Consider the following 26,380-nt stretch of genomic DNA (forward strand, 5'->3'; position numbering starts at 1 on the left):
GTCCGCGTCGCACGGGTGGGCTCTCACGCGAGGGCCCACCTAGGCTGGCCGGGTGAGTGGAACCCTGGTGGCGAAGAACCTGTCCGGCGGTCATGGTCACCGCACCCTCTTCGAGGGCCTGGACCTGACGGTCGCCCCCGGCGACGTCGTCGGCGTCCTGGGCGCCAACGGCGCCGGCAAGTCGACGCTGTTGAAGATCCTCGCCGGGCTGGTCGAGCCGCTCGACGGCACTGTCTCCACCGCCCCCACCGACGCGTTCGTCGGCTACCTGCCGCAGGAGCACGAGCGGATCGAGGGCGAGACGATCGCCGGTTACGTGGGGCGTCGTACCGGCTGCACCGAGGCCACCGCCGAGATGGAGCGCACCGCGGGCCTGCTGGGTTCCGACGTCCCCGGGATCGACGACGCCTACGCCGTCGCCTTCGACCGATGGATGGCATCGGGTGCCGCCGACCTCGAGGACCGTCTCCCCGGCGTCCTGGCCGAACTCGGCCTCGACCTCGGTACCGACGCTCTGATGACGTCCCTCTCGGGTGGGCAGGCCGCGCGCGTCGCGCTGGCTGCGCTGCTGCTGAGTTCCTTCGACGTCGTTCTGCTCGACGAGCCCACCAACGACCTCGACCTCGACGGCCTCGCAGTGCTGGAGAAGTTCGTCTCCTCCCTGCGGGCCGGGGTCGTGCTGGTCTCCCACGACCGCGAGTTCCTGGCACGTGCGGCGTCCCGCATCGTCGAGCTCGACCTCGCCCAGAACGAGATCACCGTCTACGACGGCGGCTACGAGTCCTTCCTCGCAGAACGCGCGGTCGCGAAGCGTCACGCCCGTGAGGCGTACGACGAGTTCGCCGACAAGAAGGCCGACCTCGTCTCCCGGGCCCGGGTGCAGCGGGAGTGGTCCTCGCAGGGTGTCCGCAACGCGATGAAGAAGAACCCCGACAACGACAAGATCCGCCGCAAGGCGTCCTCGGAGTCGAGCGAGAAGCAGGCCCAGAAGGTCCGCCAGATGGAGTCCCGGATCGCGCGTCTGGACGAGGTCGAGGAGCCCCGCAAGGAGTGGGTGCTCCAGTTCGACATCGCCGTCGCGCCGCGCGGCTCCACGGTCGCGGCGACGCTGGACCAGGCCGTGGTCCGGTTCGGTGAGGGCGACGACGCCTACACCCTCGGCCCGGTCTCGCTGCAGGTGAGCGCCGGCGACCGGATCGGCATCACCGGCCCGAACGGTGCCGGCAAGTCGACCCTGCTCAAGCTGCTGCTGGGTGAGCTGACGCCGACCGAGGGCCGTCACTCCCTGGGCACGACGGTCGAGGTCGGTCGCATCGACCAGGCGCGTACCGGTCTGGCCGACGACCTCCCCCTCGGCGACGCCTTCGAGCGTCTGGTCCCGGAGATGACGCCGGCCGAGGTCCGCACGTTGCTGGCCAAGTTCGGTCTCAAGGCCGACCAGGTCACCTCGTTGGTGGGGCGTCTCTCCGGGGGTGAGCGCACGCGTGCCGCGATGGCGCTGCTGCAGGCCCGTGGCGTCAACTTGTTGGTGCTCGACGAGCCGACCAACCACCTCGACCTGCCGGCGATCGAGCAGTTGGAGCAGGCCCTGGAGTCCTACCCGGGCACGTTGCTGCTGGTATCGCACGACCGTCGTCTGCTCGACAACGTCCGCGTCGACCGCCGTTGGCTGGTCGAGAACGGGCAGGTCACGCAGCTCTGACCGACGTCACACCTCATGAGGGTGGACGTCGCGGCAGCCGGGGAGCACACTTGCGCAGGATCTGACTGCAGGGAGTGGACGATGAAGACCAGCACGCGGTGTGTCGTGACGGGCGCCGAGAAGGGTGCCTGTGTCGGTGCTGCCCTCGTGGTGCTCGCCGGAGCGGTGGTGCTCGCGGTGGCCGTCCTAGGGCCGAACACCGTCGATCTCGGCCTCTTCCGTGCCCAGTTCGACGACGCGGGCCGGGAGCTCAGTGCGTCCCTGCAGGCGTCGTGGCTGTTGTGGCTGGTGCCGCTGGCCGGGGCAGCCGTGGGCGGGTTCCTCGCCCGCCGCACGGCCTGAAGCTGACTCAGGCGCTCAGGCGCTCAGGCGCTCAGGCGTTGCGGCGCTGCAGCGCGAGTGCGACGAGCCGCCAGCCCACGAGGGTGGCGAGGTTGAAGAGCGTCGCCACGACGACGAACGAGAACGCCGTCCCTTCGTCGGTGGCCTGACGCAGCAGCATGCCGATGGCGACGGTGCCGAGCCAGGCGGTCAGCCCGAACTGCAGCGACCACGGGCGTCGTGCCACCGCGTGGACGACGCCGAGGCCGACGAGGAACGGCCAGGCCACGTCCGCGACGTGGCTCAGGGACAGCCCGCCCTCGTGGGTGCGGGACCCGAGCGTCGCGAACACGACGACGAGGACGACGTCGAGTGCGAACGGGCCGAGACGACGGAGGTAGGGGCTGTCGCTGTTCATGCACCGATGCTCCCACTCCGCGCCACGGTGGCGCAGGAGGGCTTGGCTGAGGGAGCGGGCCCCAGCCCGCTTTCAGAAAAGTCAGGACGAGAAACCCGTTGGCCTGTTTCCTTTCGTGCTGTCTCCTGAGACTGTGAACTGAGACACACCGTCGCTGTTCATTCCTCGTCGTCGGGAGGCACCATGCACGTATCCGCGCACACTGCGGGACGCCTGGCGCTCACCGCTGCCCTCCCGTTCCTCCTGGTGGCGGCCCTCTCCGGGTGCGGCGCGGACCCAGCAGAGCCGAAGCCCCGCGCTGCCGCCGAACTGGTGGGCGCCGCTGGTGGCCGGTCCACCACGACGCCGCAGCCCGCGGCGACGCTGCCCAGCGCACCGGTCGACGACGCCGTGGACGGGAACACGTCCACGACGGTGCCGGCTTCCTTCCCGCAGGCGCTCCCGGTGCCTGAGGGTGCGGAGATCCAGCGAGGGGCAGGGGAGTGTCGCCTGACGTGGCTGGCTTCGGGGGCAGAGCTCAGCGCGACGGCCGCCGACGTCAGCGCTCAGGCACGGACGAATGGTCTCAGGACCAAGCACCAGTCCGCTTCCGTCCCCGGGGCCCCGGTTCCCACCGTCGACGCGTGGGGCAGTCCGACGCTCAGCCCGGGCCCGGCGGTGGAGACGGTCTCCTTCACCTTCTCCGGTGACGTCGACGCTTCCTTGGCGCTGACGGTCCCCGCTCCCGGCGTGGTGCTGGGGGAGTACTCGGTCCGGACGCCGGCCTGCGCCTCGTGAGTGCTGCTCCACCGACAGTCTCTGGCTGACGAGGTTTCTCGGCGCGGGCACAATGCAGTCATGAGTGTCTTCCGACCCGGCTGGGACGCGATCCCGCACAAGATCGTCGAGTTCTACGACGAGTACCAGATCAACACCCTCACCACGATCCGTCCGAACGGACGCCCGCACGTGGTTCCGGTGGGCCTGACCCTCGACGTCGAGAACGAGTGTGCCTGGATCATCACCCGCGACGGATCCCGCAAGGTCGCCAACATCCGTGAGGCTGCCCTGTCCGACGACGGCGCCCGCGTCGCGTTGTGCCAAGTGGACGGTCCTCGTTGGTCGACGATCGAGGGAACCGCGAAGGTCGTCACCGACGAGGCCCAGGTGAATCGCGCGATCGAGCTCTACACGGCTCGCTACAAGCGTCCTGCGGAGAACGGAACCTCTCGCGTGGCGATCCGCATCGAGGTGGATCGCATCGTCCACTCGCCCATGCTGCTCGACAACCCGCCGGCGTTTGCCCACTGACCTGCGCGAACGGCCTCAAGTGGCCGCCGATTGGCCTTGGAGGGCGCATTCGGCCTAAAGTTCTTCTTGTCGCCGCAAGGGACACGGACACAGCCCAGAAGGGTTGCTTGACCGGGTCTTGTTGCCAGGCGGCCACTTGATCAAAGAGAGACTTAGGTTTCTCGGAAATCGCCTGAATCGCTCGGTTTGACTGAGAGATTCACACCGACTAAGTTTAGTCGGGTTGCTCCAGAACGAAGTAGCCGCTCGAAAGAGTGGGTGCGGGATCTGGATGTGCTTGATCCTTGAGAACTCAACAGTGTGTCATAGTCGACGAATTAGTTTGATATGCCCCGTCGACTGGTCTTCTTCGGAAGAACAGTTAACGGATTTCTTTTGACAATAAATTCTGACAACAACATTGTCGGGGTTTGTTCTGTCGGGAATTGGCTTTTCTTTGAAATTTCAATGGAGAGTTTGATCCTGGCTCAGGACGAACGCTGGCGGCGTGCTTAACACATGCAAGTCGAGCGGTAAGGCCCTTCGGGGTACACGAGCGGCGAACGGGTGAGTAACACGTGAGTAATCTGCCCTTCACTTCGGGATAAGCACCGGAAACGGTGTCTAATACCGAATATGAACTGCCTCTGCATGGAGGTGGTTGGAAAGTTCCGGCGGTGAAGGATGTGCTCGCGGCCTATCAGCTTGTTGGTGAGGTAATGGCTCACCAAGGCTTCGACGGGTAGCCGGCCTGAGAGGGTGATCGGCCACACTGGGACTGAGACACGGCCCAGACTCCTACGGGAGGCAGCAGTGGGGAATATTGGACAATGGGCGAAAGCCTGATCCAGCAACGCCGCGTGAGGGATGACTGCCTTCGGGTTGTAAACCTCTTTCAGTAGGGACGAAGCGAAAGTGACGGTACCTACAGAAGAAGCACCGGCCAACTACGTGCCAGCAGCCGCGGTAATACGTAGGGTGCGAGCGTTGTCCGGAATTATTGGGCGTAAAGGGCTCGTAGGCGGTTTGTCACGTCGGGAGTGAAAACCAGGTGCTTAACACCTGGCCTGCTTCCGATACGGGCAGACTAGAGGTATGCAGGGGAGAACGGAATTCCTGGTGTAGCGGTGAAATGCGCAGATATCAGGAGGAACACCGGTGGCGAAGGCGGTTCTCTGGGCATTACCTGACGCTGAGGAGCGAAAGTGTGGGGAGCGAACAGGATTAGATACCCTGGTAGTCCACACCGTAAACGTTGGGCGCTAGGTGTGGGGTCTATTCCATGGATTCCGTGCCGCAGCTAACGCATTAAGCGCCCCGCCTGGGGAGTACGGCCGCAAGGCTAAAACTCAAAGGAATTGACGGGGGCCCGCACAAGCGGCGGAGCATGCGGATTAATTCGATGCAACGCGAAGAACCTTACCTGGGTTTGACATATGCCGGAAACACCTAGAGATAGGTGCCCCTTTTTGGTCGGTATACAGGTGGTGCATGGCTGTCGTCAGCTCGTGTCGTGAGATGTTGGGTTAAGTCCCGCAACGAGCGCAACCCTCGTTCTATGTTGCCAGCACGTAATGGTGGGGACTCATAGGAGACTGCCGGGGTCAACTCGGAGGAAGGTGGGGATGACGTCAAGTCATCATGCCCCTTATGTCCAGGGCTTCACGCATGCTACAATGGCCGGTACAAAGGGCTGCGATCCCGTGAGGGGGAGCGAATCCCAAAAAGCCGGTCTCAGTTCGGATTGGGGTCTGCAACTCGACCCCATGAAGTCGGAGTCGCTAGTAATCGCAGATCAGCAACGCTGCGGTGAATACGTTCCCGGGCCTTGTACACACCGCCCGTCACGTCACGAAAGTCGGCAACACCCGAAGCCGGTGGCCCAACCCTTGTGGAGGGAGCCGTCGAAGGTGGGGCTGGCGATTGGGACGAAGTCGTAACAAGGTAGCCGTACCGGAAGGTGCGGCTGGATCACCTCCTTTCTAAGGAGCACACACCCCGACAACCAACGAATGTTTGGTTGCGCATGGTGGTGTCTCACTAGTGGAATCGTCGATGAATGACTTTGATCTGGAAGTCCAGGTCTTTCTAGTACTGCTTGCTTGCAAGCGTGGAACACGAAGATGTTGGAGCAGAGGTTGGGGTCGAGACACACTGTTGGGTCCTGAGGGATCAGGCCACACCCTGTGGGGTGTGACTGGTTTGCTCTGGCCTCTTTCGCTGAAGGACGACTGCTTGCGGTTGGCTGGATGGGTTGGTGGGTTTGTTGTTTGAGATCTGAATAGTGGACGCGAGCATCACATACTCAATTTATTGAGTGTGTATGTGCAATAAGCAGAATTGTATGGTCTTTGTAGTTCGAGTTGTTTTGACGATGTTGGAACAAGCTACTAAGGGCACATGGTGGATGCCTTGGCACCAAGAGCCGATGAAGGACGTAGTAACCTGCGATAAGCCCCGGGGAGTTGGTAAACGAACTGTGATCCGGGGGTGTCCGAATGGGGAAACCCAGCTGGAGTCATGTCCAGTTACCCTCACCTGAACACATAGGGTGAGTGGAGGGAACGAGGGGAAGTGAAACATCTCAGTACCCTCAGGAAGAGAAAACAAAAGTGATTCCGAGAGTAGTGGCGAGCGAAATCGGATGAGGCCAAACCGCATCTGTGTGATACCCGGCAGGGGTTGCAGGTGTGGGGTTGTGGGGCCACTCGATCAGTACTGCCGTGCTGGTACAGAGTAAGAAAATGTTGATGAAGCCGAAGCAGGTTGGAAAGCCTGGCCGTAGAGGGTGATAGCCCCGTACGTGTAAGTCAGCATCTCTGGAGTGTCACCCCAAGTAACACGGAACCCCTGAAATTCCGTGTGAATCTGGCGGGACCACCCGTTAAGCCTAAATACTCCTTGGTGACCGATAGCGGACAAGTACCGTGAGGGAAAGGTGAAAAGTACCCCTGGCGGGGAGTGAAATAGTACCTGAAACCATGTGCCTACAATCCGTCGGAGCCTGTTAAAGGGTGACGGCGTGCCTTTTGAAGAATGAGCCTGCGAGTTAGCGGTGTGTAGCAAGGTTAACCCGTGTGGGGTAGCCGTAGCGAAAGCGAGTCCGAATAGGGCGATTGAGTTGCACGCTCTAGACCCGAAGCGAAGTGATCTATCCATGGGCAGGTTGAAGCGCGGGTAAGACCGCGTGGAGGACCGAACCCACTTAGGTTGAAAACTGAGGGGATGACCTGTGGATAGGGGTGAAAGGCCAATCAAACTTCGTGATAGCTGGTTCTCCCCGAAATGCATTTAGGTGCAGCGTCGTGTGTTTCTTGCCGGAGGTAGAGCACTGGATAGCCGATGGGCCCTAGCGGGTTACTGACGTTAACCAAACTCCGAATGCCGGTAAGTGAGAGCGCGGCAGTGAGACTGCGGGGGATAAGCTCCGTAGTCGAGAGGGAAACAGCCCAGACCATCAGCTAAGGCCCCTAAGCGGTGACTAAGTGGAAAAGGATGTGGAGTCGCATTGACAACCAGGAGGTTGGCTTGGAAGCAGCCACCCTTGAAAGAGTGCGTAATAGCTCACTGGTCAAGTGATTCCGCGCCGACAATGTAGCGGGGCTCAAGTCATCCGCCGAAGCTATGGCATTCAGATATTAAGCTAGGCCTTCGTGGTCCAGGCGTCTGGATGGGTAGGGGAGCGTCGTGTGGGCAGTGAAGCAGCGGAGTGATCCAGTTGTGGAGGCCACACGAGTGAGAATGCAGGCATGAGTAGCGAATGAAATGCGAGAAACATTTCCGCCGAATGATCAAGGGTTCCAGGGTCAAGCTAATCTGCCCTGGGTAAGTCGGGACCTAAGGCGAGGCCGACAGGCGTAGTCGATGGACAACGGGTTGATATTCCCGTACCGGCGAAGTATCGCCCATGATGAGGCTGTTGATGCTAACCGTCCGAAGCACCGTGACCAAAGCCCTTCGGGGTGGAGGCGTGTGTGTGGAGCACGGGACCCGATTCAGTAGTAGTCAAGCGATGGGGTGACGCAGGAAGGTAGTCCAACCGCGGCGATGGTAGTCCGCGGCCAAGGGTGTAGGGCGTGTGGTAGGCAAATCCGCCACACATAGGCCTGAGACCTGATGGGGAGCCGTTTGGTGAAGTGGGTGATCCTATGCTGTCGAGAAAAACCTCTAGCGAGATACGAGCCGCCCGTACCCCAAACCGACTCAGGTGATCAAGTAGAGAATACTAAGGCGATCGAGTGAACCATGGTTAAGGAACTCGGCAAAATGCCCCCGTAACTTCGGGAGAAGGGGGGCCGGATCCGTTAGCACCCGTGCGGTGTGAAGCGGTGATGGCCGCAGAGACCAGGCCCAAGCGACTGTTTACTAAAAACACAGGTCCGTGCGAAGTTGTAAGACGATGTATACGGACTGACTCCTGCCCGGTGCTGGAAGGTTAAGGGGACCGGTTAGACGCAAGTCGAAGCTGAGAACTTAAGCCCCAGTAAACGGCGGTGGTAACTATAACCATCCTAAGGTAGCGAAATTCCTTGTCGGGTAAGTTCCGACCTGCACGAATGGAGTAACGACTTGGGCGCTGTCTCAACCATGGACTCGGCGAAATTGCACTACGAGTAAAGATGCTCGTTACGCGCGGCAGGACGGAAAGACCCCGGGACCTTTACTATAGTTTGGTATTGGTGTTTGGTTCGGCTTGTGTAGGATAGGTGGGAGACTGTGAAGCATTCACGCCAGTGTTTGTGGAGTCGACGTTGAAATACCACTCTGGTCGTACTAGATGTCTAACCTAGGTCCGTAATCCGGATCAGGGACAGTGCCTGATGGGTAGTTTAACTGGGGCGGTTGCCTCCTAAAATGTAACGGAGGCGCTCAAAGGTTCCCTCAGCCTGGTTGGTAATCAGGTGGCGAGTGTAAGTGCACAAGGGAGCTTGACTGTGAGACAGACATGTCGAGCAGGGACGAAAGTCGGAACTAGTGATCCGGCGCCAGCATGTGGAAGCGGCGTCGCTCAACGGATAAAAGGTACCCCGGGGATAACAGGCTGATCTTCCCCAAGAGTCCATATCGACGGGATGGTTTGGCACCTCGATGTCGGCTCGTCGCATCCTGGGGCTGGAGTAGGTCCCAAGGGTTGGGCTGTTCGCCCATTAAAGCGGCACGCGAGCTGGGTTTAGAACGTCGTGAGACAGTTCGGTCCCTATCCGCCGCGCGCGTTGGAAACTTGAGAAAGGCTGCCCCTAGTACGAGAGGACCGGGGTGGACGAACCTCTGGTGTGCCAGTTGTTCCGCCAGGAGCACGGCTGGTTGGCTACGTTCGGAAGTGATAACCGCTGAATGCATCTAAGCGGGAAGCATGTTTCAAGATGAGGTTTCCCACCACCTTGAGTGGTTAAGGCCCCCAGCAGAACACTGGGTTGATAGGCCGGAGGTGTACAGCAGTAATGCCTAGCCGACCGGTACTAATAGGCCGAGGGCTTGTCCCAACACCGTACAAATCAACTCGACCAACAAGAGTTATTGCCACGCGTCCACTGTTCAGTTCCCAGACAACAAGCGTTGTTTTTGGAATGCACGATACAAGTTGATATGCTTGTCTTCGTAACACAGACTACCCGCCCCTTTTTTGTGGGTGTGGTTGAAGGGTTACGGCGGTCATAGCGAAAGGGAAACACCCGGTCCCATCCCGAACCCGGAAGTTAAGCCTTTCAGCGCCGATGGTACTGCGATCGAGAGGTCGTGGGAGAGTAGGACGCCGCCGGACAATTATTCGCCGTTGAGGCCCCCACCTTTGGTTGGGGGCCTCCGGTCATTTCACGACCCTTTTCAGCCCAGGATGCGTTTGCGGGGTGACGGGTTCGCGTCCTGGGCCCTGGGCTGATGCCCGGGTGAAGCCAGGGCTGAGGCCAGAGTTGATGGTCACCGACCATGCCGGCGCACCAAGGTGCCACCTCGCGTCCACAATCAGATCTGAAGCCCCGCTCCAGCAGGGTTCTCCACAGCCGGCGCTGTGGATCGAGCTCGAGCAGGCTGGAACCCGGGATCGTTCTTCCCGGTACGACCACGGCGGTCGTCCCGGAAGGAGTTCCTCGTGCGCAACGTCATGCTGAAGCCCGCAGCGACGGCCGCTGCCCTGGCCGCGCTTCTTGTGCTGTCGGGATGCGGCGCCGGTGCGTCGACCGGCGAAGAAGTATCGGCACCCGGTGAGAAGGCGTCCGCAGCCGGGGAGTCCAGGGACCCTGCGACCGGATCGAAGTGCGGTCCGGACGTGAAGGCCGACCCGGCGTGGCAGCTCCCGTCGAGTTTTCCGAGTGACGTTCCCCTCCCCAACCTCGAGGGTCTGCACTTGCCGTTCTACGGCGCGGGCGGCGGGCGCAGCGTCGTTCTGGAGACGGAGGCCGAGTTCGACGTGAAGGCGACGGAGGCCGATCTCAGGTGCCGTGCCGAAGCCGCCGGCTACTCGTACGTCGAGATTCCGCCGAATGACTCTTTGGCTGTTGCCGGTCTGCAGACATTCATGCGAGGCGAGGAGAGCGGATTCGCGGTGGGGGTCTCCCTCAAGGAGGGGGAGCAGCCCGCGATGGTCGTCTACAGCTGGGCTGACGCGGCCAGCATGGGCGTGAAGTCGAGGTGAGGCGGTCCGAGACGTCGCGGTGCTAGCCGCGACATCCGGGTCGTCCGGGAGCGGTCCTGTCGTGGAAGGACAGGCCCGGGCGGGAGGGCCGGGCTCACGCAGTAGGGCCCGCCTCACGCAGTAGGGGTGAACTTCCCTGGAGCCCTGGAGCCCTGGAAGCCCGGAGGCGCGGGCGTTGGGAAGCCGACCTGGGGCCGCGACGAGGACTCGTGGTCACCGATGCGAAGGCAGCGGCAGCGGTCGGCGGTCGGCGGGCTGAGCGGTGCCCGTTGGGGAGGCGTCACTTCGCAGGACCTTCTTGGGCAGGTCGCGTGGATGGATGACCCCGCTGCGAGGAGCAGCGGTCGCGCGGAGTCAGTTGCTCTGTCCTGTGCATTCCCCCGGGACCCTGCGGGTGTCTTCCTGCGGGTGTCTTCCTGCGGGTGTCTTCCTGCGGGTGTCTTCCTGCGGGTGTCTTCCTGCGGGTGTCTTCCTGCGGGTGTCTCCCTGCGGGAGACACGGAGCCTCTGAGCAGTCCCGATGAACGCGTGACGAGGCCACCTGGGGCCCTGACCCGGAGGGTCAGGAAGGGGTCCTCAGACCCCGATTTGGCCGTTCTCGTTGACGTGGTGCTAAGGTTTCACCTGTCGCCGCAAGGGACACGGACACAGCCCAGAAGGGTTGCTTGACCGGGTCTTGTTGCCAGGCGGCCACTTGATCAAAGAGAAACTTAGGTTTCTCGGAAATCGCCTGAATCGCTCGGTTTGACTGAGAGATTCACACCGACTAAGTTTAGTCGGGTTGCTCCAGAACGAAGTAGCCGCTCGAAAGAGTGGGTGCCGGATCTGGATGTGCTTGATCCTTGAGAACTCAACAGTGTGTCATAGTCGACGAATTAGTTTGATATGCCCCGTCGACTGGTCTTCTTCGGAAGAACAGTTAACGGATTTCTTTTGACAATAAATTCTGACAACAACATTGTCGGGGTTTGTTCTGTCGGGAATTGGCTTTTCTTTGAAATTTCAATGGAGAGTTTGATCCTGGCTCAGGACGAACGCTGGCGGCGTGCTTAACACATGCAAGTCGAGCGGTAAGGCCCTTCGGGGTACACGAGCGGCGAACGGGTGAGTAACACGTGAGTAATCTGCCCTTCACTTCGGGATAAGCACCGGAAACGGTGTCTAATACCGAATATGAACTGCCTCTGCATGGAGGTGGTTGGAAAGTTCCGGCGGTGAAGGATGTGCTCGCGGCCTATCAGCTTGTTGGTGAGGTAATGGCTCACCAAGGCTTCGACGGGTAGCCGGCCTGAGAGGGTGATCGGCCACACTGGGACTGAGACACGGCCCAGACTCCTACGGGAGGCAGCAGTGGGGAATATTGGACAATGGGCGAAAGCCTGATCCAGCAACGCCGCGTGAGGGATGACTGCCTTCGGGTTGTAAACCTCTTTCAGTAGGGACGAAGCGAAAGTGACGGTACCTACAGAAGAAGCACCGGCCAACTACGTGCCAGCAGCCGCGGTAATACGTAGGGTGCGAGCGTTGTCCGGAATTATTGGGCGTAAAGGGCTCGTAGGCGGTTTGTCACGTCGGGAGTGAAAACCAGGTGCTTAACACCTGGCCTGCTTCCGATACGGGCAGACTAGAGGTATGCAGGGGAGAACGGAATTCCTGGTGTAGCGGTGAAATGCGCAGATATCAGGAGGAACACCGGTGGCGAAGGCGGTTCTCTGGGCATTACCTGACGCTGAGGAGCGAAAGTGTGGGGAGCGAACAGGATTAGATACCCTGGTAGTCCACACCGTAAACGTTGGGCGCTAGGTGTGGGGTCTATTCCATGGATTCCGTGCCGCAGCTAACGCATTAAGCGCCCCGCCTGGGGAGTACGGCCGCAAGGCTAAAACTCAAAGGAATTGACGGGGGCCCGCACAAGCGGCGGAGCATGCGGATTAATTCGATGCAACGCGAAGAACCTTACCTGGGTTTGACATATGCCGGAAACACCTAGAGATAGGTGCCCCTTTTTGGTCGGTATACAGGTGGTGCATGGCTGTCGTCAGCTCGTGTCGTGAGATGTTGGGTTAAGTCCCGCAACGAGCGCAACCCTCGTTCTATGTTGCCAGCACGTAATGGTGGGGACTCATAGGAGACTGCCGGGGTCAACTCGGAGGAAGGTGGGGATGACGTCAAGTCATCATGCCCCTTATGTCCAGGGCTTCACGCATGCTACAATGGCCGGTACAAAGGGCTGCGATCCCGTGAGGGGGAGCGAATCCCAAAAAGCCGGTCTCAGTTCGGATTGGGGTCTGCAACTCGACCCCATGAAGTCGGAGTCGCTAGTAATCGCAGATCAGCAACGCTGCGGTGAATACGTTCCCGGGCCTTGTACACACCGCCCGTCACGTCACGAAAGTCGGCAACACCCGAAGCCGGTGGCCCAACCCTTGTGGAGGGAGCCGTCGAAGGTGGGGCTGGCGATTGGGACGAAGTCGTAACAAGGTAGCCGTACCGGAAGGTGCGGCTGGATCACCTCCTTTCTAAGGAGCACACACCCCGACGACCAACGAATGTTTGGTTGCGCATGGTGGTGTCTCACTAGTGGAATCGTCGATGAATGACTTGAACCTGGCTGGCAGCTTGTTCTTAGTACTGCTCTTTGAGCGTGGAAAGTGGATGTGTTGTTGGTAGGGGGAGGGTCGAGACACACTGTTGGGTCCTGAGGGATCAGGCCACACCCTGTGGGGTGTGACTGGTTTGCTCTGGCCTCTTTCGCTGAAGGACGACTGCTTGCGGTTGGCTGGATGGGTTGGTGGGTTTGTTGTTTGAGATCTGAATAGTGGACGCGAGCATCACATACTCAATTTATTGAGTGTGTATGTGCAATAAGCAGAATTGTATGGTCTTTGTAGTTCGAGTTGTTTTGACGATGTTGGAACAAGCTACTAAGGGCACATGGTGGATGCCTTGGCACCAAGAGCCGATGAAGGACGTAGTAACCTGCGATAAGCCCCGGGGAGTTGGTAAACGAACTGTGATCCGGGGGTGTCCGAATGGGGAAACCCAGCTGGAGTCATGTCCAGTTACCCTCACCTGAACACATAGGGTGAGTGGAGGGAACGAGGGGAAGTGAAACATCTCAGTACCCTCAGGAAGAGAAAACAAAAGTGATTCCGAGAGTAGTGGCGAGCGAAATCGGATGAGGCCAAACCGCATCTGTGTGATACCCGGCAGGGGTTGCAGGTGTGGGGTTGTGGGGCCACTCGATCAGTACTGCCGTGCTGGTACAGAGTAAGAAAATGTTGATGAAGCCGAAGCAGGTTGGAAAGCCTGGCCGTAGAGGGTGATAGCCCCGTACGTGTAAGTCAGCATCTCTGGAGTGTCACCCCAAGTAACACGGAACCCCTGAAATTCCGTGTGAATCTGGCGGGACCACCCGTTAAGCCTAAATACTCCTTGGTGACCGATAGCGGACAAGTACCGTGAGGGAAAGGTGAAAAGTACCCCTGGCGGGGAGTGAAATAGTACCTGAAACCATGTGCCTACAATCCGTCGGAGCCTGTTAAAGGGTGACGGCGTGCCTTTTGAAGAATGAGCCTGCGAGTTAGCGGTGTGTAGCAAGGTTAACCCGTGTGGGGTAGCCGTAGCGAAAGCGAGTCCGAATAGGGCGATTGAGTTGCACGCTCTAGACCCGAAGCGAAGTGATCTATCCATGGGCAGGTTGAAGCGCGGGTAAGACCGCGTGGAGGACCGAACCCACTTAGGTTGAAAACTGAGGGGATGACCTGTGGATAGGGGTGAAAGGCCAATCAAACTTCGTGATAGCTGGTTCTCCCCGAAATGCATTTAGGTGCAGCGTCGTGTGTTTCTTGCCGGAGGTAGAGCACTGGATAGCCGATGGGCCCTAGCGGGTTACTGACGTTAACCAAACTCCGAATGCCGGTAAGTGAGAGCGCGGCAGTGAGACTGCGGGGGATAAGCTCCGTAGTCGAGAGGGAAACAGCCCAGACCATCAGCTAAGGCCCCTAAGCGGTGACTAAGTGGAAAAGGATGTGGAGTCGCATTGACAACCAGGAGGTTGGCTTGGAAGCAGCCACCCTTGAAAGAGTGCGTAATAGCTCACTGGTCAAGTGATTCCGCGCCGACAATGTAGCGGGGCTCAAGTCATCCGCCGAAGCTATGGCATTCAGATATTAAGCTAGGCCTTCGTGGTCCAGGCGTCTGGATGGGTAGGGGAGCGTCGTGTGGGCAGTGAAGCAGCGGAGTGATCCAGTTGTGGAGGCCACACGAGTGAGAATGCAGGCATGAGTAGCGAATGAAATGCGAGAAACATTTCCGCCGAATGATCAAGGGTTCCAGGGTCAAGCTAATCTGCCCTGGGTAAGTCGGGACCTAAGGCGAGGCCGACAGGCGTAGTCGATGGACAACGGGTTGATATTCCCGTACCGGCGAAGTATCGCCCATGATGAGGCTGTTGATGCTAACCGTCCGAAGCACCGTGACCAAAGCCCTTCGGGGTGGAGGCGTGTGTGTGGAGCACGGGACCCGATTCAGTAGTAGTCAAGCGATGGGGTGACGCAGGAAGGTAGTCCAACCGCGGCGATGGTAGTCCGCGGCCAAGGGTGTAGGGCGTGTGGTAGGCAAATCCGCCACACATAGGCCTGAGACCTGATGGGGAGCCGTTTGGTGAAGTGGGTGATCCTATGCTGTCGAGAAAAACCTCTAGCGAGATACGAGCCGCCCGTACCCCAAACCGACTCAGGTGATCAAGTAGAGAATACTAAGGCGATCGAGTGAACCATGGTTAAGGAACTCGGCAAAATGCCCCCGTAACTTCGGGAGAAGGGGGGCCGGATCCGTTAGCACCCGTGCGGTGTGAAGCGGTGATGGCCGCAGAGACCAGGCCCAAGCGACTGTTTACTAAAAACACAGGTCCGTGCGAAGTTGTAAGACGATGTATACGGACTGACTCCTGCCCGGTGCTGGAAGGTTAAGGGGACCGGTTAGACGCAAGTCGAAGCTGAGAACTTAAGCCCCAGTAAACGGCGGTGGTAACTATAACCATCCTAAGGTAGCGAAATTCCTTGTCGGGTAAGTTCCGACCTGCACGAATGGAGTAACGACTTGGGCGCTGTCTCAACCATGGACTCGGCGAAATTGCACTACGAGTAAAGATGCTCGTTACGCGCGGCAGGACGGAAAGACCCCGGGACCTTTACTATAGTTTGGTATTGGTGTTTGGTTCGGCTTGTGTAGGATAGGTGGGAGACTGTGAAGCATTCACGCCAGTGTTTGTGGAGTCGACGTTGAAATACCACTCTGGTCGTACTAGATGTCTAACCTAGGTCCGTAATCCGGATCAGGGACAGTGCCTGATGGGTAGTTTAACTGGGGCGGTTGCCTCCTAAAATGTAACGGAGGCGCTCAAAGGTTCCCTCAGCCTGGTTGGTAATCAGGTGGCGAGTGTAAGTGCACAAGGGAGCTTGACTGTGAGACAGACATGTCGAGCAGGGACGAAAGTCGGAACTAGTGATCCGGCGCCAGCATGTGGAAGCGGCGTCGCTCAACGGATAAAAGGTACCCCGGGGATAACAGGCTGATCTTCCCCAAGAGTCCATATCGACGGGATGGTTTGGCACCTCGATGTCGGCTCGTCGCATCCTGGGGCTGGAGTAGGTCCCAAGGGTTGGGCTGTTCGCCCATTAAAGCGGCACGCGAGCTGGGTTTAGAACGTCGTGAGACAGTTCGGTCCCTATCCGCCGCGCGCGTTGGAAACTTGAGAAAGGCTGCCCCTAGTACGAGAGGACCGGGGTGGACGAACCTCTGGTGTGCCAGTTGTTCCGCCAGGAGCACGGCTGGTTGGCTACGTTCGGAAGTGATAACCGCTGAATGCATCTAAGCGGGAAGCATGTTTCAAGATGAGGTTTCCCACCACCTTGAGTGGTTAAGGCCCCCAGCAGAACACTGGGTTGATAGGCCGGAGGTGTACAGCAGTAATGCCTAGCCGACCGGTACTAATAGGCCGAGGGCTTGTCCCAACACCGTACAAATCAACTCGACCAACAAGAGTTATTGCCACGCGTCCACTGTTCAGTTCCCAGACAACAAGCGTTGTTTTTGGAATGCACGATACAAGTTGATATGCTTGTCTTCGTAACACAGACTACCCGCCCCTTTTTTGTGGGTGTGGTTGAAGGGTTACGGCGGTCATAGCGAAAGGGAAACACCCGGTCCCATCCCGAACCCGGAAGTTAAGCCTTTCAGCGCCGATGGTACTGCGATCGAGAGGTCGTGGGAGAGTAGGACGCCGCCGGACAATTATTGATGCCGTTGAGGCCCCCACCTGTTTGGTGGGGGCCTCCGGTCATTTCACGACCCTTTTCAGCCCAGGATGCGTTCGGGTCGTGGTGGGGTGTCGTGGAAACACCTGTGGCGGTGAGTGTGTTTGTCGACAAACACGCTCACCGCCACAGGCGATTTCAGGGGAGCGAAGAGCAGCGCCTCACTGAGGAGCGGCGACGCTCTCGAGGCCGCCGTCAGGGCGTCGTACCCAGGCGAAGCCAGCTGCGTCGGTGAACTGCATCCCGGGACGTCCCACGTACTCCCAGTCATCCAGGATCTCTGAGGCCAGCGACTCCGTCATCGCACGCGTCTCCAGGTGCTCCGCGAAGCGCGGGTTGCCCAGGAGCGGGAGGACGTCGTCGAAGGAGAGCGTCACCAACGTCGGGCGGGAGCGTCGGCTCGACACCGTCGGGGGCACCGTCGCCAGCGTCGGCTTCGGACCCACAGGGGAGGGGTTGGTCAGCGTCACCGCGAAGACCGGCTGCGTGGAGGTGTTGACCACCTCCACGGCCGGCCGGCTGTGGAGGGTGCGGCATGAGGCGTCCTGACAGAGTTCGGAGGTCCGGGTCGCGACGACCGCGATCTGGGCGGCCTGCTCCTGACGTCGTTCCTGGTGGAGCAATGCAGTCTGCTCCTGGGCGATGTCGAGCAACGCCTCCACGTGGAACATGGCGCGGAACGAGGCCGCGACCGCTGCACCAGCGGTCAGGAGCGCAGCCGATGCGACACCCACTCCCACCCATCCTGCGAGCGACGAGGGTGCCAATGACGACGATGCGGTCGCTGCGGCATGCAACATGAGGTGCGGGTCCATCGTGCCTCCGTGGGGCAGAAGTCAGTCCTGCCCTTCAGATCGGCACTCGGTGCTCCCACGTGAGAGTTCGACGTCCACGCCGGCAACAGAAACGAGCCCGCCCCCCGGAGGGACGGGCTCGTCGTCGTTCTGGGTGCAGGTGAGGTCGTCAGGCCTCGATGACGGTGAGCAACTGCGTGGCACGCGTCAGGACGACGTACAGGGTCGCGCGACCGGTGCTGGCCTCGTCCTCGATCTCCTGAGGGCGCACCACGACGATGCCGTCGAACTCGAGGCCCTTGGTGTCGACACCAGTGAGGACGACGACCTTGTCCTCGCCCGACGGGGCGACCGTCGGGTCGATGGCGGCCTTGGCGCCCTGTGCCTCGTCGGCGAACTCGTCCCACTCCGAGAGCCAGGTGTTCACCTCGCTGCGGCGCGCGACCGGCACGACGATGCCAATGGTGCCCGAGACACGCTCACGGATCTTCGCGACCTCCGCACGGATCGTCGCCTCGACGTCGGCCCCGGCGACCTTCACGGTCACCGGGTCCTCGCCCGTGGAACGCACGGCCTCGGGCAGGTCGGCGTCGAGACCCACGCGCTTCGCGTACGCAGCAGCGTGGGCGTAGATCTCGGAGGAGTTGCGGTAGTTCTTCGACAGGTGGAAGGCGTGCACGTCCTTGCCGCGCAGCGCCTCGTCACGAGCAGCCTCGGCCTCGGCGTACACCGGCCATGACGACTGCGCCGGGTCGCCCACGATGGTCCACGACGCACCGCGGCCACGACGGCCGACCATGCGCCACTGCATCGGGGTGAGGTCCTGGGCCTCGTCGATCAGGACGTGCGCGTAGGCGTCGTCCTCGATCCGGTGCGTCGGCGGCTTCCACGCACGCCCGCGGGGAGCGAACTCGCGTTCGGAAGCCGTGACGACCTCCTGAAGGTCGCCACCGACGTGGTCGCCGTACTCGTTGTCCTCGTCGCTGCGCTGCGGCACGTCACCGATGGCGTAGCGCAGCTCGTCGAGCAGCGGGACGTCCTCGACGCTCAGCGTCCAGCCCTCGGAGCCGGCGTCGACCCACGACGCAGCCAACAGGTCGATCTCGGCACGCGACAGGACTCCCTCGGCCACGCGCTTGAGCACCTCGGGGTCGTGCAGCCACGTCAGGACGTCAGCAGCGTCCAAGGGCGGCCACCAGTCGAGCGCGAACTCGACGAACTCGCGGCGGTCGAGCATGTCCTGCTCGAACAGCTTGCGGCCACGTTCGCGGCCACGGTCGGAACGGACCTGCTTCCACATCGCCTCCAGCAGCGTCGAGGCCACCTTCGGGATCATCTGGTTGCGTCGTCCCTGGCTCATCAACTGGCGACGCAGACGCCCCAACAGCGAACCGTCGAGCATGATCTGGGCGTCGTACCAGAAGATCTTGAACTCGCGCGGGGAGCCCGGAGCCTGCTGACGAGCCGTGCGGCGCACGACCTCCGCCATCCGCGCCGAACCCTTCACGTCCGCGACAGCCGGGACGTCACGACGGGTCGCGCGGACACCGCCCACGACCTCGCCCAGCGAGCGCAGCGCGACCGCGGTCTCGCCCAGGGAGGGGAGGACGCGCTCGATGTAGCGCATGAAGACGCCCGAAGGGCCGATGACGAGGACGCCACCGGACTCGTAGCGACGACGGTCGGAGTACAGCAGGTAGGCGGCGCGGTGCAGAGCCACGACCGTCTTGCCGACACCCGGGCCGCCGGAGATCCGGACGACACCCTTGCCGGGGGCACGGATCGCCTTGTCCTGCTCGGCCTGGATGGTCGCGACGATCGAGTGCATCGTGCGGTCACGGGCACGGGAGAGCTGCGCCATCAGCGCGCCCTCGCCGACGATCGGGAGGTCGGTCTCGACGGAGTCGTCGAGCAGCTCGTCCTCGACGCCGACGACGGTGCGGTGGTCCGAGCGCAGGACCCGACGACGCACGACGTTCGACGGCGTCGCAGCGGTGGCCTGGTAGAAGACCGCGGCAGCAGGGGCGCGCCAGTCGATCAGCATGACGTCGTGGTTCTCGTCGCGCAGGCCGATGCGGCCCACGTAACGCGGCTCGGTGTCGAACTCGGGGCGCATGTCGAGGCGGCCGAAGACCAGACCCTCGTGCGCGGCGTCGAGCTGCTTGATCCGCTTCGCGGCCTGGAAGACCATCGCGTCACGCTCGACGAGACCACCCTCGTGCCCCAGACGGCCACGACTGTGGCCCTCCGCAGCCAGCTTCTGGGCCGACTCCGCAGAGCGTTCCAACTGGACGTACACCTCGTCGACAAAGGCCTGTTCGGCCGCGACTTCGCGTGCGAGGACTTCTTCGGACAACGCTCTCTCCACCCGGTGCTCCGAGCCGGCGCGGACCACCTCGTCCGCGCTCAGGCAAGGGGTCAACACTACTCCGTCCGGGCCGTAGGACCGCCCCGACACCGTGGGTGTCGGGGCGGCTCGCGGCTGGTGGAGCGTGGTCAGGCCTTGGGGCGCGAGAGGAACGCCAACATCGCGTCCCGGGCCTCGTCGGAGGCGAAGAGTCGTGCGGAGGTGGCGGCGAGGTGGTCGGCCTGGGCGTCGATCTTCGCGACGAGCTCGGCGTTGAGCAGCTTCTTGGTCTCACGGATGCCCTGGTTGGCGCCGGTGGCGATCTTGGCGACGAGGTCTGCGACGTAACCGTCGAGGTCCTCGGCGGGAACCGCACGCGTCACCAGGCCGCCAGCTGCGGCTTCGACGCCCGAGAACGTCTCGCCGGACAGCGCGGCCAGTGACGCCTCGCGGTTGGTCATGCGGTGGAAGACGCTCAGGCTGATCGCGGCCGGAGCCAAGCCCAGCTTCACCTCGGTGAGGGCGAAGGAGGCCGTCTCGGCACTGATCGCGACGTCGGCCGCAGCGACCAGACCGATCCCGCCGGCGCGTACTGCGCCGAGGTTCTTGGTGACGACGACCTTGTCCATCGTCGCGACCAGACGCTGGATCCCGACGATCGTGCGGGCGCCCTGCTCCATGCCGACCGTGGCGGCTTCGGAGAGGTCGGCGCCGGAGCAGAAGACCTTGCCCGAGGACTGCACCAGCACGACGCGGACGTCGGCGTCGGCGTTCGCGGTCTCGAGGTGCGCGAGCAGTTCGGTGACGAGCTGACGCGAGAGCGCGTTGCGGTTGTGGGGGCTGTCCAGGGTGATGGTGGCGACGCCGTCGGCGACGTCGAGGTGGACGAGCTCGGTGGGTGCCTCGAGGGGCGCTTCGGTGGCGGTTGCGTCGGTCATGCCGCACAGTGTGCACCGCGAGTGGGCGTCGTGGTGAACGATCGTTAACCTTTTTCGAGGTGTGGACGCCACGGGACGTCGTTCAGCGCTGGCTCTGGGCAATTGTCGGATTGATGCGGTGACACGCCGTCGACGTGGCATCAATCCGACAGTTGCGCACGGAGCGGAGCGACGCTGAGGCCGGGAGCAGGGCCAGCGTGCTGGGACGCGGTGCGAGCGCGCAGAAGCCGCGAACTAAAGTTGCGCCATGACTACCACCACGCACTCGCAGTCCCCCATGGAAGGTGGCGCGGTGCAGGCCGCACTCGCCGAACTCCAGGGACACGAGGCGTGGGCCCTCGTCCGACTCTCCAAGCGGGAGCCGGGCGACCCCGACGTCGTGACCTTCATCGGCGGACCCCGCACCGAGCTCGACTCGATCACCGACATCCCGCTCGAGACCGGCGTCCCGGCCGAGGGCCGTCGTCATGACCGCCTCGTCGCTGTCCCGTTCCGTCAGATCCGTGAGCGTGGCTTCGACGTCATCGACGACGGCACTCCGCTTGTCTCCATCGACATCGAGACCGAGCTCCGCTTCGGAGTCGCCGACGTCGTCGCCGCGATCGAGGACAACGGCGTCGAGTTCACCGACCGCGGCGGCTTCCGCACCTCCGACGAGGACTACGCCAAGGTCGTCGAGTCGATCATCCGTGACGAGATCGGCCAGGGCGAGGGCGCCAACCTCGTCGTCGGCCGTCAGTACACCGCCGTCGTCGCCGACTGGGGCGTCGACAAGGCCCTCACCGTCTTCCGTCGCCTCCTCGAGCGTGAGCGCGGCGCCTACTGGACGTTCTGCTTCTTCACCGGCGACCGCTTCCTGATCGGCGCCTCGCCCGAACGCCACGTCTCCGTCACCGGCGGCGACGTCCGGATGAACCCGATCTCGGGCACCTTCCGCGTCGGGGGCCGCTCGGCAGCCGAGATGAAGCCGGCCCTGCTCGACTTCCTCGCTGACGAGAAGGAGATCTACGAGCTCTTCATGGTCGTCGACGAAGAGCTCAAGATGATGTGCGATGTCTGCGACCAGGGCGGCATGGTGCTCGGTCCGTTCCTGAAGCCGATGACGCACCTGATCCACACCGAGTACCTGCTCGCCGGGCGCTCCAGCCGCGACACCCGCGAGATCCTGCGCGACACCATGTACGCGGCCACCGTCACCGGCTCCCCGGTGGAGAACGCCTGCCGCCTCATCAGCCAGTACGAGGACCGTGGCCGCGAGTACTACGCCTCCGCGCTCGCCCTCTTCGGTCGCGACGCCACGGGCCAGCCCACCCTGGACTCGCCGATCGTCATCCGTACCGCCGACGTGAAGCCCGACGGCGCCCTCACCGTCACCGCCGGCGCCACCCTCGTGCGCGACTCCGACGCCGCCTACGAGGTCGCCGAGACCCACGCCAAGGCAGGCGGCATCCTGTCGGCCTTCGGTCTTGTCCCCGCCGCGGGCGCACCGTCTGCCGGACTCGCCGAGCTCACGAACGACGAGGACGTCCTGATCGCGCTCCAGTCGCGCAACCGACGCCTGAGCACCTTCTGGCTCACGGACCAGGCCGGCGCCACGCCCGACGCCTCGTTGAAGGGCAAGCGCGTCGGCATCCTCGACGGCGAGGACGACTTCGTGAACATGATCGTGCACGTCATGCGGGTGCTCGGAATGCAGAGCGAGGTCATCCGTCACGAGGCGTGGACCGAGACCGCGCTCGACGACTTCGACCTCGTCATCATCGGCCCCGGCCCCGGAGACCCGCGCGACGGCGACGCCGCCAAGATCGCGACGTTCCGCGCCGCGACCGCACGTCTGCTGGAGCGCAAGCAGAAGTTCTTCTCCGTCTGCCTCGGCCACCAGACCCTGTGCCACGTCCTCGGCCTCGACCTCGCATTCAAGGACATCGTCTTCCAGGGCACCCAGGCCACCGTCGACCTCGGTGGCCGCACCGAACGCGTCGGCTTCTACAACACGTTCGTGGGACGCGTCGGCGAGAACGGTCTGCCCGAGGGAGTCACCGTCCACGCCGACCCCGAGACCGGCGACATCCACGCCCTAGAAGGCCCGCACTTCCGTGGCATCCAGTTCCACGCCGAGTCGATCCTCACCGAACGCGGCTTCGACCTGCTCGGTGAGATCGTCACCGACCTGCTGGTCGACTGACCCGCACCGGCTGAGCTGACGACGTAGCGACGAACGTAGGTTCCGGGTGGGGGAGCGAGGCGGAGCGGGTACCGACGTGGTGCTCGTCGACCACCACGACTCCTACACCTGGAACCTCGCACACCTGATCGCGTCGGTCACCGGGGTGCTTCCTGCCGTCGTCCAGCACGACGCCGTCGACGTCGCGACCGTGCTGTCGTACGGCCATGTCGTGCTCTCGCCCGGACCCGGACACCCGTCGGTGGAGGCAGACTTCGCGGTCGGTCGTGCGGTGCTCGCTGCCGCAGCCACACCACACGGACGTCCGGTGTGGGGCGTCTGTCTGGGGATGCAGGGGATCGTGACCGCGTTCGGAGGCCGCGTCGAGCGGATCGAACCCGCCCACGGTGAGGTCGCCACGATCAGCCACGACGCCGACGGCGTCTTCGCCGGCCTGCCGCAAGGGTTCGACGCGGTCCGCTACCACTCGCTCGCTGCGGTCGAGGTGCCCGACGACCTGGTGGTGACCGCCCGCGCCGAGGACGGGACCGTCATGGGCGTCCGGCACCGCACGCTGGACGTCGAAGGGGTGCAGTTCCATCCCGAGTCGGTGCTGTCGCAGTACGGCGCGGAGATGGCCCGCAATTTTCTGGCGCGCGACTTCCTTGCCCCACGCGGAGAGCGTCGATGAGCCCGCTGCTGCACGGCGATCCGGCCGCGTGGTTCGCCGAGGTCGCCGCCACTCATGCCCGTTGCTTCTGGCTCGACGGCGGAGGCGCGCGGGACTGGTCCGGATCGCGGTCGCTGGTTGGTGCGCTCACTGACGACGACGTCTCGATCACCTACGACGCTGCTTGCCGCGAGGTCACCCGTCACGTCGGTGGCGTCAGCACCGTCGTCGCCTCAGGGGATGACGCCGACGTGTTCGCGGTCCTGGAAGCGGAGATCGCCGCCGGGGCCGAGGCAGGCCGCCACGACCAGTGGTTCGGCTACTTCGGCTACGCCTGCCGACCCGACCTGCCTGCGCGACCCGACTGCGCGGAGGGCGGCGCCGGACTGCCCGACGCGATCTGGATGCGACCCTCGCTGGTGCGCGAGTTCGTCCACGACGTCACCGACCCGGCAGCCGCTGCGGTCACCGTCCCCACGGCGGCCAGCGACCGCGACGTCCCCGAGGAGTACGCGGACGCGTTCGCCCGGGTCGCCGAACGCCTGCGGGCCGGGGACACCTACGAGGCCAACCTGACCCACCGCGTCAGCACGTCGTCAGAGGTGTCGCCGCCCGAGGCGTACGCACGGTTGCGCGCTCTCAACCCGGCGCCGTACGCCGGATTCCTGCAGCACGACGTCGACGGGGCGCGTGGCTGGTTGCTGTCGTCGTCGCCGGAGCGGTACGCGCTGATCACGGCCGACGCCGGCGGCCGCGTCATCGAGACCAAGCCGATCAAGGGCACCACGCCGCGTGGCGCCACCCCGATCGCCGACGCCGAACAGAAGCACCTGCTGGCCACCGACCCGAAGTTCCGGGCCGAGAACCTCATGATCGTCGACCTGCTGCGCAACGACCTCGGGGCTGTCTGCGAGGTCGGCTCGGTCGAGGTGCCGGCGTTGATGCAGGTGGAGTCGTACGCGAGCGTGCACCAGTTGGTCTCCACCGTCCGGGGGCGACTGCGCGAGGACCTGAGCACCGTCGGCGCGCTGCGATCGCTGTTCCCCGCCGGGTCGATGACCGGCGCCCCGAAGTTGCGGACGATGCAGATCACCGACGCCGTTGAGGCCACTCCGCGCGGGGTCTACGCGGGCGCGTTCGGCTGGATCTCCGGCGACGGACGCGCCGACCTGGGCGTCGTCATCCGTTCGCTCGTGACCACCGGGGACGGGACCTGGACGCTCGGCACCGGCGGCGGGATCACGGTGCGGTCCGACGTCGTCGAGGAGTGGGCCGAGACCGCGTGGAAGGCCGAGCGCCTGCTGCGGGTCTTCGACGCCTGAGGCTCACACCCCGCGGGACGTCATCACATCTGGCCGCCATGGCGACCAGATGTGATGACGTCCGGGAGGAAGAGCGGGTCAGGCGGGCTGGCCCGGGACCCAGAGCACCAGACGAGCACCGCCGGACGGCGCACGATCGGCACGCACCGCACCACCGTGGCGCTGCGCGGCCTGCGCGACGATCGCCAACCCGAGGCCAGAACCGGGCATCGAGCGGGAGTCGTCAGAGCGGTAGAAGCGGTCGAAGACCTTGGTCAGGTCCTCCTCGGCGATGCCGGGGCCCTCGTCGTCGACGGTCAGGACGCCCTCGGCCAGGTGCACCCGCACCGTGCCGGTCGGCGGCGACCACTTCACGGCGTTGTCGAGCAGGTTGGTGACGGCGCGTTCCAACGCAGCCTCCTCACCGCGGACCAGCCACGGGGCGAGATCGACCTCGACCTCGACGTCGTGGGCACGACGCCGCACTCGCTGCACGGCCCGTTCGACGACGTCGTGGAAGTCGAACTCGGCCACGACCTGCGTCAACGGTTCGTCGCGGGCCAGTTCGACGAGGTCGCCGATCAGGGTCGTGAACTCCGAGAGTTGGGCGCGGACGTCCTCCAGCAGTTCGGACTTGGCCGCGGCCGGGAGGTTGTCGCCGGCCTGGGCCAGCAGGTCGATGTTGGTGCGCAGACTCGTCAACGGGGTCCGGAGCTCGTGCCCGGCGTCCGCGATCAGACGACGCTGGCGGTCCCGCGACTCCTGCAACGCCACCAGCATCTGGTTGAACGCGATCGTCAGGCGCGCGACCTCGTCGTCGCCCTCCACCGGCATCGGCGTCAGGTCCTGGGTACGTGCCACCTGCTCCACCGCGGCAGTCAGACGTCGCACCGGCCTCAGACCGTTGCGGGCCACGCCCCACCCGGCCAACGCAGCCACCGCGACACCGGCGCCACCGAAGATCCCGAGCACCAGCCCGAGCGCCTTCAACGTCCGTCGGGTGTCGGTGAGTGACTGCAGCAGCAACAACGCGCTGCCCTCGTCGTCGACGGGCACCGCAGCGACCCGGTAGTAGGTGCCGTCCTCGGCGATCACGGTCCGGATCGAGTGGTCCGTCTTGCTCTGGGCGACGTCGAGTTCGGGCTGTCCCAGCCGCAACCGCGGGCCGGGGTCGACCGAATCGGCAGTGGTCTGGCCGGGGCGGATGAACGCGACCCGGACGTCAGCCGCACCGAAGACCCACGACGGGACCTCCTGACGGTTGAGGTCCTCGAGCAGGCTCGACGCCGTCGCGGCCTGCGCGGCACGGTCGAGCAGGGACTCGTCGAGCGTGCTCTGGATCCGCATCCGCACCACCACGAACGCGGTGGAGGAGATCAGGGCGATCGAGACACCCAACGCGAACGCGGTCAGCACCGCGACCCGGCTCGCCAACGACCGGCGGTAGTGCCAGCCGCGGGTGTCCCACCAGTCGGCGATCCGCTGGTTCATCGGGGGCGTCACCCG

13 protein-coding genes and 6 rRNA genes are annotated in these 26,380 nt (G+C 63.1%); 14 read left to right on the plus strand and 5 right to left on the minus strand.

Annotated elements, in window-relative coordinates; translation table 11 throughout:
- Positions 1 to 52: 52 nt before the first annotated feature.
- Together EOV43_RS01005 and EOV43_RS01010 are read left to right on the plus strand one after the other, a co-directional pair.
- Positions 53 to 1,702 (plus strand): ABC-F family ATP-binding cassette domain-containing protein, encoded by a 1,650-nt coding sequence (locus tag EOV43_RS01005; RefSeq protein WP_128219288.1) that lies wholly within the window; start codon positions 53 to 55, stop codon positions 1,700 to 1,702.
- An 81-nt stretch (positions 1,703 to 1,783) separates the two neighbouring features.
- The gene (locus tag EOV43_RS01010) at positions 1,784 to 2,044 is read left to right on the plus strand and encodes a hypothetical protein (protein WP_128219289.1); all 261 of its coding nucleotides are present in this window, start codon (positions 1,784 to 1,786) and stop codon (positions 2,042 to 2,044) included.
- 31 nt (positions 2,045 to 2,075) lie between these two features.
- Here EOV43_RS01010 and EOV43_RS01015 read toward each other — a convergent pair whose 3' ends face one another.
- Positions 2,076 to 2,441 (minus strand): DUF3054 domain-containing protein, encoded by a 366-nt coding sequence (locus tag EOV43_RS01015; protein WP_128219290.1) that lies wholly within the window; start codon positions 2,439 to 2,441, stop codon positions 2,076 to 2,078.
- Positions 2,442 to 2,624: 183 nt separating this feature from the next.
- Between EOV43_RS01015 and EOV43_RS01020 the strand changes: the two genes are divergently transcribed.
- From EOV43_RS01020 to rrf (EOV43_RS01060), 9 genes are all read left to right on the plus strand, one after another.
- The gene (locus EOV43_RS01020; protein ID WP_128219291.1) at positions 2,625 to 3,218 is read left to right on the plus strand and encodes a hypothetical protein; all 594 of its coding nucleotides are present in this window, start codon (positions 2,625 to 2,627) and stop codon (positions 3,216 to 3,218) included.
- Positions 3,219 to 3,278: 60 nt separating this feature from the next.
- Complete coding sequence (locus EOV43_RS01025) at positions 3,279 to 3,731, plus strand: pyridoxamine 5'-phosphate oxidase family protein (RefSeq protein ID WP_128219292.1); 453 nt, start codon at positions 3,279 to 3,281, stop codon at positions 3,729 to 3,731.
- Positions 3,732 to 4,175: 444 nt separating this feature from the next.
- Positions 4,176 to 5,692: ribosomal RNA gene (locus EOV43_RS01030) — 16S ribosomal RNA — on the plus strand.
- 398 nt (positions 5,693 to 6,090) lie between these two features.
- Positions 6,091 to 9,193: ribosomal RNA gene (locus EOV43_RS01035) — 23S ribosomal RNA — on the plus strand.
- A gap of 161 nt (positions 9,194 to 9,354) precedes the next feature.
- Positions 9,355 to 9,471 (plus strand): 5S ribosomal RNA (rrf, locus tag EOV43_RS01040).
- Between the two features lie 327 nt (positions 9,472 to 9,798).
- Positions 9,799 to 10,341 (plus strand): hypothetical protein, encoded by a 543-nt coding sequence (locus EOV43_RS01045; RefSeq protein ID WP_128219293.1) that lies wholly within the window; start codon positions 9,799 to 9,801, stop codon positions 10,339 to 10,341.
- 1,001 nt (positions 10,342 to 11,342) lie between these two features.
- Positions 11,343 to 12,859: ribosomal RNA gene (locus EOV43_RS01050) — 16S ribosomal RNA — on the plus strand.
- 395 nt (positions 12,860 to 13,254) lie between these two features.
- A 23S ribosomal RNA gene (locus EOV43_RS01055) occupies positions 13,255 to 16,357 on the plus strand.
- A 161-nt stretch (positions 16,358 to 16,518) separates the two neighbouring features.
- Positions 16,519 to 16,635: ribosomal RNA gene (gene rrf / locus EOV43_RS01060) — 5S ribosomal RNA — on the plus strand.
- The 16S, 23S and 5S rRNA genes sit together here, the layout of an rRNA operon.
- A gap of 186 nt (positions 16,636 to 16,821) precedes the next feature.
- Here rrf (EOV43_RS01060) and EOV43_RS01065 read toward each other — a convergent pair.
- From EOV43_RS01065 to EOV43_RS01075, 3 genes are all read right to left on the minus strand, one after another.
- A complete protein-coding gene (locus tag EOV43_RS01065; protein WP_128219294.1) occupies positions 16,822 to 17,475 on the minus strand; it encodes a hypothetical protein in 654 nt (217 codons plus the stop codon).
- 148 nt (positions 17,476 to 17,623) lie between these two features.
- The gene (locus EOV43_RS01070) at positions 17,624 to 19,810 is read right to left on the minus strand and encodes a HelD family protein (protein WP_128219295.1); all 2,187 of its coding nucleotides are present in this window, start codon (positions 19,808 to 19,810) and stop codon (positions 17,624 to 17,626) included.
- 140 nt (positions 19,811 to 19,950) lie between these two features.
- On the minus strand, positions 19,951 to 20,739 hold the full coding sequence (locus EOV43_RS01075; protein WP_128219296.1) for an enoyl-CoA hydratase-related protein: 789 nt from the start codon (positions 20,737 to 20,739) through the stop codon (positions 19,951 to 19,953).
- A 247-nt stretch (positions 20,740 to 20,986) separates the two neighbouring features.
- Here EOV43_RS01075 and EOV43_RS01080 point away from each other — a divergent pair, with 247 nt between their 5' ends.
- Genes EOV43_RS01080 through EOV43_RS01090 form a run of 3 tightly spaced genes read left to right on the plus strand, consistent with a single transcriptional unit; the run spans position 20,987 to position 24,895 of the window.
- Complete coding sequence (locus tag EOV43_RS01080; protein ID WP_239022170.1) at positions 20,987 to 22,924, plus strand: anthranilate synthase family protein; 1,938 nt, start codon at positions 20,987 to 20,989, stop codon at positions 22,922 to 22,924.
- Between the two features lie 46 nt (positions 22,925 to 22,970).
- Positions 22,971 to 23,594, plus strand: a complete 624-nt coding sequence (locus tag EOV43_RS01085; RefSeq protein ID WP_128219297.1) for an anthranilate synthase component II — start codon at positions 22,971 to 22,973, stop codon at positions 23,592 to 23,594.
- On the plus strand, positions 23,591 to 24,895 hold the full coding sequence (locus tag EOV43_RS01090; protein ID WP_128219298.1) for an anthranilate synthase component I family protein: 1,305 nt from the start codon (positions 23,591 to 23,593) through the stop codon (positions 24,893 to 24,895). Before EOV43_RS01085 ends, EOV43_RS01090 begins: the two co-directional genes overlap by 4 nt.
- Positions 24,896 to 24,973: 78 nt before the next feature.
- Here EOV43_RS01090 and EOV43_RS01095 read toward each other — a convergent pair whose 3' ends face one another.
- Positions 24,974 to 26,377: a sensor histidine kinase gene (locus EOV43_RS01095; RefSeq protein WP_239022171.1), complete on the minus strand. Its 1,404-nt coding sequence runs from the start codon at positions 26,375 to 26,377 to the stop codon at positions 24,974 to 24,976.
- Between the last annotated feature and the right edge of the window lie 3 nt (positions 26,378 to 26,380).

This window comes from Nocardioides yefusunii (assembly GCF_004014875.1).
GTDB classification, from domain to species: domain Bacteria; phylum Actinomycetota; class Actinomycetes; order Propionibacteriales; family Nocardioidaceae; genus Nocardioides; species Nocardioides yefusunii.